General features: G+C 34.6%; 7 protein-coding genes and 2 pseudogenes. 1 reads left to right on the forward strand and 8 read right to left on the reverse strand.

The features are described from left to right. A pseudogene (locus A2290_00370) lies at positions 1-405 on the forward strand (RNA-splicing ligase RtcB). Positions 406-712: 307 nt separating this feature from the next. On the opposite strand, the gene A2290_00375 reads toward A2290_00370, so the two are convergent. The 8 genes and pseudogenes from A2290_00375 to A2290_00410 form a co-directional block, all read right to left on the reverse strand. After that, the gene (locus tag A2290_00375) at positions 713-2,161 is read right to left on the reverse strand and encodes a hypothetical protein (protein OGC14712.1); all 1,449 of its coding nucleotides are present in this window, start codon (positions 2,159-2,161) and stop codon (positions 713-715) included. A gap of 274 nt (positions 2,162-2,435) precedes the next feature. Beyond that, positions 2,436-3,539 carry a hypothetical protein gene (locus tag A2290_00380; GenBank protein ID OGC14713.1) on the reverse strand — a complete coding sequence of 368 codons (1,104 nt, stop codon included), beginning with the start codon at positions 3,537-3,539 and terminating at the stop codon, positions 2,436-2,438. Positions 3,540-3,589: 50 nt separating this feature from the next. Then, complete coding sequence (locus tag A2290_00385; GenBank protein ID OGC14714.1) at positions 3,590-4,315, reverse strand: hypothetical protein; 726 nt, start codon at positions 4,313-4,315, stop codon at positions 3,590-3,592. After that, entirely contained in the window at positions 4,312-5,106 is a 795-nt protein-coding gene (locus A2290_00390) for a hypothetical protein (GenBank protein OGC14715.1), read from the reverse strand. Before A2290_00390 ends, A2290_00385 begins: the two co-directional genes overlap by 4 nt. Continuing rightward, positions 5,099-5,914: an NAD(P)H-hydrate dehydratase gene (locus A2290_00395; protein OGC14716.1), complete on the reverse strand. Its 816-nt coding sequence runs from the start codon at positions 5,912-5,914 to the stop codon at positions 5,099-5,101. The genes A2290_00390 and A2290_00395 overlap by 8 nt, the downstream gene beginning before the upstream one ends. Then, a complete protein-coding gene (locus A2290_00400; protein ID OGC14717.1) occupies positions 5,901-6,275 on the reverse strand; it encodes a holo-[acyl-carrier-protein] synthase in 375 nt (124 codons plus the stop codon). The genes A2290_00395 and A2290_00400 overlap by 14 nt, the downstream gene beginning before the upstream one ends. A gap of 17 nt (positions 6,276-6,292) precedes the next feature. Beyond that, positions 6,293-7,207 carry a branched-chain-amino-acid transaminase gene (locus A2290_00405; GenBank protein ID OGC14718.1) on the reverse strand — a complete coding sequence of 305 codons (915 nt, stop codon included), beginning with the start codon at positions 7,205-7,207 and terminating at the stop codon, positions 6,293-6,295. Positions 7,208-7,257: 50 nt separating this feature from the next. Next, positions 7,258-8,137 (reverse strand): annotated as a pseudogene (locus tag A2290_00410) (hypothetical protein).

An 8,137-nucleotide genomic window follows, 5' to 3' on the forward strand; every position in this document is an offset into this window, starting at 1 on the left:
AATATCGCTCACAATTATGCTTCATCAGAAACTCACTTTGGAGAAAAAGTTGTAGTCCACAGGAAAGGAGCAACAAAAGCGGAATTAGGCCAAATTGGGATAATTCCAGGCTCTCAAGGAAGTAATTCTTATATAGTAAGAGGAAAAGGGAATCCCGATAGCTTTTTCAGCTGTTCCCATGGCGCAGGTCGTAGAATGAGCAGAAATAAGGCCAGAAATACGCTAGATTTGGCAAAAGAACAGGAAAAACTTGATAAAAAAGGGATAATTCATGCTATAAGAACCAAAAATGACCTCGATGAAGCATCCGGAGCCTATAAAAACATAAAAACAGTCATGGAACTACAATCTGATTTAGTGTCAATAGAAGAAGAATTAACACCGCTTGCCGTTATAAAAGGGTGAACAAAAAAGAGTGTACAGTTTACAGCAACCAGTGTACAGTATAAATAAGAACTAATTCCACATCAGCCAGCTTATCCCCAGACCACTACGTTGACAACCAGTAGGTGACGCAATTTTTGCCATAACAAAGCCAATAAACAATCAATCATCACTCATCGCATACTTGACATAAGATATATTATACGACGTTGATTTAAATGTAAATATTTCTTGTAAAGTTATGTTTTTGATATGTTGATATGTTTTTAAGAGGTAATTTAACCTCGATTATTCACGTCTACTCTAGGTATGAATAATCGGGGTTAATCTAAAATATATCTAAACAGCTAGAAATAATGTAAGAAGCTAACCTTATTCCCAGATCAGTATTTGTAAGTCTTTCAAGAGGATTCCTTTTTAATAATAATGGGATTAAAATTTTTAGCTCTTCTGGAAGTAAGCTAAGGTCTCTTTTGGTTAGTATCTCCCTATCCTTTGAAAAGATATGAAGAAAGTTTGTGAGGTTCTTTATTTCAATTAATTTTTCCGGATATTCTCCTGTCGCCAAAATAAACAAAACGATTCCCAATGAGTAAAAATCCGCAGCATAAAAACTCTCTTGATCTATTCTTTCTTCACTAACAAAAGGAACAATTAATTCCGGAGCTGCATACCTAACTTTCCCCTTAAAAACACCTTTTGATATGAGTTCTCCGTCCCAATCCGTAAAATTTTCTGAAACGCCTAAATCTATAATTTTTATTTTTCCATTTCTATCCATCATGATATTAGTAGGGTCAAAATCACCGTGTTTTATTTCCGCCCTTCGCAATAAATCAAGGATTTCAAACAAGCAATATGCTATATAGGCTACTTCTGGAGTTGATAATTTTTCGTAATTTCTCTCACCTTTTCTTTGCGCCCTAATAGTTTGATACTTAAGCCAATTTGTTAAATTGCAACCACTTACATATTCTGTCATAAAAAAAATAGCAGAACCTATTTCTTCATAGGTCATACAATCTCTACTATCAATCATTCTTGCTATTCCTGAGAATTTTTTAGAGAATTTTTTTTCTGCCATTGCAAGTAAGGTTAGATTTTTTGCCTCTTTTACGAATGTTTCTTTGATCTCAGGAAACTTATGGCGTAATATCTGTTCAAAGGCAACCTTTGCAACATACATATTTAATTCTTGATCTGTTAACAAAAAAACCGATCCCATGCCACCTGCGCCTATTTTACCAACAACACTGTATCTTGCTTCACCATAAACACTCCTAACTAATCTTTCAAATAAAGCAACATCTCCTTCTTCGCCTAAAACATCAGTCTTCATAGTATCAAAAATTCTTGAAATTCTTTTGCTGAATTTATTTTTTAAATAAAGGAGTCTTTTTTCTAGCTCTATGGTTGTATTTTTTGAAGGATCATCTTTTTCTTCTGTTGTTCTATCAGCATCGGCTAAAACCAATATATCATTATCAGATAAAGGGCTATCATTATCTTCCATTATTATAGGAGGAATTATTTTGATTGATGATTCTTCCAGACTTTCTACCGGAGTGTTTCCATCTCCTAATAATTCTAATAAATTGCTTATCCTGCTACCGTAATCAGAAAGCTCTCTAGTAGGTAATTCGTCTAGCAAATTTGATGGGATTCGATCAACCCTTACAGATTCTTTACTTCCTCTTACTAAAGATGCTGATAAAGCAGTTGTCTTTACCTTTATTCCTTGTACTGTTGTAATTCTTCTTTCTATACGATTAGCCATATATTAAAATAAAGCTATGAAAAACTTTTTCGAAACTTTATTGTCAGGGTAATTTCTCAAAGCTATACAAATTATCATCGAACGAGCTTTCCATGAATTTCACTTTTTATTATAAGAGCAATAAATTGAAAATGAAGATTAAAAAAAGAATAAATTTTGGGTCTGTTGCATAATTGTCATTGATTATAATAATCGGGGTTAAGATGGATCCCCGATTTCCTGCCTGCCGACAGGTACGGCGCGGGGATGACAAAATGAATATTCCAGCCTAAGACTATTCTCCTACCCCTTTTATTTTTACACCTACAGAATAATTCCTTCCAGAGTTAAAAATGTCATCAGCCTGAATTAGAAAATTCACATAATCAAAAATTTTATAAGATGCAGTAGTCCTTATCTTGGGAACATTGGGCTTTGGATTATTAAAATCGTACAAATCAGTACTTAAAACCATATATTTATCAGGGAAAATATCTATACCTCCACCGAGAAAGGTATTTATCATACCTAGTCGCATTCCTATGTTTGCAAAGACTCTTCTTGATATCTCTAAGTCCAACAAGCTCAAATTACGAGTAGGCCCCTCGCCTATCCCAATTCTTAAGTAATCTGTTGGACTATTTTGAATATTTAAATTACCCCTTATGCTATTAGAAACCGTTCCATATTGAATGTCAGCAGAAGGCCTTATGTCTATTTTTTCTACAGACTCAAAGAAATTGTTGGCAGAAGACAGTGTTTTATTGGTCTCTTTCATTGTCCCCTTTACAGAAGCCTGAAAATTGGAATCTGCAACAATAGCCATAATTCCCGCATTTGTTTTTCTCAGTTCATTTGCCAATTTTTCAATATTTTGAGCTGCTTTTTCAGCCGTATAAACAGAATTTTTAAATGCTGCCTGAAGCTTTGGATCATCTATAATATTTCTAAAAGTTTCTAAAATCTTTTTTGTTTCAATAAGATTTTGCGCTCCTATATCAACAAAATCCACAATCCCGGAAGTTGACATCCCTTCCAAATTTTCTCCTTCAGTGTAATAAACTTCTGATGTACCGGGAACAACTTCAAGATATTTTTGTCCAACCAATCCATCAAATCCCACTCTTAATTTAGAATCTTTCGGAATTATGATATCTTTTCTTACAATAGCAAAAACCTTGATATTGTAAGGCCCAGGATCTATTTGCATTATTTTGCCTACATTTAGCCCTCTGTACCTTAATTCAGAACCAAGAGTTAATCCTTCAATATTCTTAAAAGAACCTATAAGCTCGTAGCCATCCTTTGTTAGAAAAATATTACTCTTCCATGTAATCATCGCCGCAAGGGCTACAATCACAATCAAAACAAAAAAACCAAGCTTGGCAGTATTTGACACTTATGATCACCAATCCTTATTTAAACTAAAGAACCAAAAAACAAAAAAACTTAAATGCCGGGTGATAAAAAATCTTTTATTACTTTATTGTTTGAATTTTTTGCTTCAGGAACAGAGCCACACTCAATGAATTTGCTATTATACATCATAACAATCCTATTTGCAGTCCTAAATATTGTACTTAACTGGTGAGTGACCACTATTGATGTTACTTTTGCCTTAGAGCTTAAATCATTTATGGTATCTTCAATGCTTGTCGATGTTATAGGGTCAAGACCAGTCGTCGGTTCATCATATAAAATGATCTTGGGATCAGAAACTAATGTTCTTGCAATACCTACCCTCTTTTGCATCCCGCCTGACAATTCCGAAGGCATTAAATCACCTTTGCCTGAAAGCCCTACCATTTCAAGCTTTTCTTCAACCTTTAGCATAATATCATTTTCTTTTATCTTAGAGTGTTGCCTTAAAGCAAAAGCAACATTTTCAAAAACAGTTAAAGAATCAAAAAGAGCTGATGATTGAAAAACCATCCCTATGTTTCTCCTAATATCTGCAAGATGATCTTGCGATAGCAAACCTATCTCCTGATCATCAATATATATTTTACCAGTTGTAACTTCTTCAAGCCTTAAAATAAGCCGTAAAAGGGTGCTTTTGCCACATCCGGAAGATCCTATAACCGCAACCTTTTGTCCTTCTGGAATTTCAAGGTCAACATTATCCAAAATAACCAGATTTTCATATTTTTTTGATACAGCTTTTAATGTTATCATTTAAAAAATAATACTGAAAGGAAATAATTAAGGACAAACAAAGCAAGCAAAGAAGCCACAACAGAAGAAGTTGTCGCCTCCCCAACCCCCTTCGCTCCCCCTTTCGCATTCAGCCCTTTGTAACACGCTATTATAGATATAACCATTCCAAAAACAAAAGATTTTGCAATTCCTCCATAAATATCACTCATTTTAAGCAGTTGCTGGGCAGAAGTCATATAATCGACTCCACTTGCATTTATTAAATAAACAACCACAAGATAAGCTCCAAAAAAGCAGACAATATCTGCAATAATTGTTAAAAGAGGAAGCATAATAGTACAAGCCAAAAATCTTGGAACAACAAGATATTTAATCGGGTTGCTCCCCAAAGCATAAAGGGCAGAGATTTGTTCTGTTACCTTCATGGTTCCAAGCTCGGCCGAAATCGCGGCCGCAACACGAGAGGCAACAACAATTCCGCTTAAAGCAGGAGCCAATTCACGGGCAACTGCAATTCCCATAACTCCGCCTATATATTTACTTGCTCCAAATTTTACAAATTCACCACCGATTTGAACAGCAAAAACCATCCCTACAAAAAAAGAGGAGGTCAAAGCGATAGGGAGAGAATCAATTCCAATTTTTACCATCTGTTCAAGAACAAGCTTAATCTTAACTCTCCTCTTAAAAATAGAAGATAAAGTTTCAAAAAAAAGATGAACCAAATTTCCCAGCCCCTCAAATAAAAGGATTGTATCCTTCCCCAGAAATTCCAAAAAAATATCTCTTTGTTCTTGAGTTTTAGCCATTTTGCGCCTTTACAATTGCTTTTGGCAAATTATCAACTATATCTGAAGCAATAAGCCCCAATTCCCCTTTTTCTTTTTTTGCAATATCTCCCGCAAGCCCATGGATCGCAACACCTGCTTGAGCCGCCAAAAAAGGAGAAAATCCCTGCCCTATAAAAGAAGCAATCACTCCCGTTAAAACATCTCCCATTCCAGCAGATGCCATCCCCGGGTTCCCTGTGCTGTTTATAAAAACATCTCCATTTTTATCCGCAATAACAGTTTTATCTCCCTTTAATACCAAACAAACCCCCCATTTTTTTGCGAATTGTGCCGCAGTTTTGACGCGGTTTTTTTGAATAGAAGAAACATCCAAACCTGTAAGGCGAGCCATTTCACCAGGATGCGGAGTTAAAACAATATTAGCTTTGGACTTGATTAAAACATCCAAATTATAAGATAAAATATTCAAAGCATCCGCATCAACGACAAGAGGTTTTTTGGTTTTGGAAACAATTTTGTCGACCAAAAATTTGGATTCTTTGTTTATAGAAAGTCCGGGGCCTATAGCCAACACATCAAAATCAAAGTCATTTATTTCATAAAAATTCTTGACAATAACTTCCGGAGTCGCCAAATTTATAAAATTCCTCAAAAAATTGGGGACAGCAAGATAGACAAGCCCCGCACCCGATCGCAAAGCTCCTCGGGAAGATAAAATCGCAGCACCGAGCATTCCCGAAGATCCGGCAACTATCAAAACTCGGCCATAATCTCCTTTATGAGAATTTTTTATTCTTTTTGGAATTTTAATTTTATTTTTCAACATAAACGGCTGCAATCGCATAATCTTTGCTGTGAGAAAGACTAAGCTGAGCTTTTTTAAGAATTTTCCCATTAAAAATCAGAAAAGGCTTACCCAAAGAATCGTTTCCTACCTCAACATCCTTCCATTTTATTCCCTGTTTTCCCCTTCCAAGCCCTAAAATCCCAACTCCAATTGCCTTGGAATAAGCTTCTTTGGCTGAAAATCTTACCGCGAACTCATGAATGCCAAGATTCTTCCTTCGAGTACAGTAAGATATCTCTTTTTCAGTAAAAACTTTATTTAAAAAGTTATTGCCATAACTTTTTATTGCTTTCCCAATTCTCTCTATTTCTATAATATCAATGCCAATACCTTTTATCATTTCCGTTGATTATACCATTAATAAACAGGTGTCAACCAAGCTGAATACTTTGGATTGTCTCCTCTTGCAATAGCAAAATAAATATCCTGCAGTTTTTTTGTTATAAATCCTACTTTTCCTTCTTTTATATTTTTATCATCAACAGAAATTATAGGTGAAATTTGCGCACCTGTTCCGCAAAAGAACAACTCATCTGCCTCATACAATTCTTTTTGTTGTAATTGTCTTTCAATTGTTTCAATTTGTAATTCATTTTTTGCAAGTTCTATTACACAGCTTCTAGTTATTCCAGGAAGAATCGTTTCTGATAAAGGTGGGGTTATAAGTTTTCCATCTTTAAGAAGAAACAAATTTTCGCCGGAACCTTCTGCAACTGTTTTTTCATGAGAAAGCAAGATTGCTTCATCATAGCCTTTTTCCAGAGCTTCCGCTTTTGCTAGAGAAGAGTTGATATAAGTTCCTGTAATCTTAGCCCCTTGAGGAATAGACTGAGCTGAAATTCTCCACCATCTTGATACGCAAACTCTAATTCCTTTTGTAACATCAAGATATGCTCCAAAAGGCGAAATATACATACAAAAATCATCTTCAATTCCAATTAAACCAAGCCCTATTTTTTCTTGAGATTTATAATAAATTGGACGAATATATATATCTTCTTTGTAATCATTTTTTTTTGCAAGTTCAATTGTAAAAGCTTCTAATTCTTCAAAAGAGTATTTTAAGTCTGTTTTTAAAGCCAAATTAGTAGATCGTTGAAATCTTTCATAATGCTCTCGCAGTTTAAAAATAAAAATTTGTTTTTTCTCGGAATTCCAGTAGCCCCTAATCCCTTCAAAAACACCTGTTCCATAATTGAAGGCATGAGTCATAATTCCTATTTTAGCATCGGAAAAAGGGACTATTTTACCCTTAAAAAAAGCATATTTCATAAAACCACCTTATTTTTTAAAAAAAGAATTTTAAATAAGTTTAACATACTTCAATCATAAATAACAATATAGGCTTTGCCTAAAATTTTATTGCCGGAGATTATTTTATAAACATAGATGCCATTTCCTAAAACACTACCGGTAATAGTTGATTTCCCGTTAAATATTACTTCGTTATACCCTGCCTTCCCTCCGTTTTCTCCGGAAGAAAAAGTCTTGTTGAATACTATTGTGCCATTCGCGCTAAACATATAGATTGCAACTTGAGCATCTTTATTTAGCGTATATGTTATCTTTGCCGATTCTCCTGTCAAAGGAGATACTTTGGTAGGATAAGAAAGGACAGGCCCTATGATTTGAGTTGAGGATGAGGCCGAAGAGACTTTTAAATCATCTACTTCTTTAGTTCCGATATTTCCAAGAATATCTGCAGCTTCAATTTTTATTGAGTATTTTTTGACATCTTCAGATTCAAGTTTCACTTCTGGGGTATAAGATATTTGCATATATGATGGCTGGCTTATAATAGTACTATATGAAACTTTTTTATTATCAAAAGTCAAAATAATTGAATCTGCATCAATTGTCGTATTATCAGTTATCTTAATGTCAAAGTGAGGAGTTGAATCTATGTAATCTTCATTTTTTAATGAAATGCCAGATGCCTCAATTGTAGAAATAGGCGCCTGGTTTTCTATATACGAAGATATTATAAATGTAAATGAAGTGCTGTATGACCCCCAGTTATTTATACCATTTTTTGCTCTAACTTCCCAGGTATGAAGGCCGTCAGATAAAGCGTTTCCCACTGTGTAACTTGTTGTAGCATCTTGGGTTATTAAACTTCCATCCAGATTTATCTCATAACTTGCGATAGAAGATAATAGATCAGTTGAAGCTTCCCATGTTAATGTAGGAGTAGTTGTATCT

This window comes from candidate division WOR-1 bacterium RIFOXYB2_FULL_36_35, from assembly GCA_001771505.1.
Lineage (GTDB): Bacteria > Margulisbacteria > WOR-1 > XYC2-FULL-46-14 > XYC2-FULL-37-10 > XYB2-FULL-36-35.

Excerpts from the sequence above, each read along its gene's own strand:
- A2290_00375 (OGC14712.1), bottom strand. The coding sequence starts at position 2,161 with ATGGCTAATCGTATAGAAAGAAGAATTACAACAGTACAAGGAATAAAG.
- A2290_00385 (OGC14714.1), bottom strand. The coding sequence starts at position 4,315 with ATGATAACATTAAAAGCTGTATCAAAAAAATATGAAAATCTGGTTATT.
- A2290_00390 (OGC14715.1), bottom strand. The coding sequence starts at position 5,106 with ATGGCTAAAACTCAAGAACAAAGAGATATTTTTTTGGAATTTCTGGGG.
- A2290_00395 (OGC14716.1), bottom strand. The coding sequence starts at position 5,914 with ATGTTGAAAAATAAAATTAAAATTCCAAAAAGAATAAAAAATTCTCAT.
- A2290_00400 (OGC14717.1), bottom strand. The coding sequence starts at position 6,275 with ATGATAAAAGGTATTGGCATTGATATTATAGAAATAGAGAGAATTGGG.
- A2290_00405 (OGC14718.1), bottom strand. The coding sequence starts at position 7,207 with ATGAAATATGCTTTTTTTAAGGGTAAAATAGTCCCTTTTTCCGATGCT.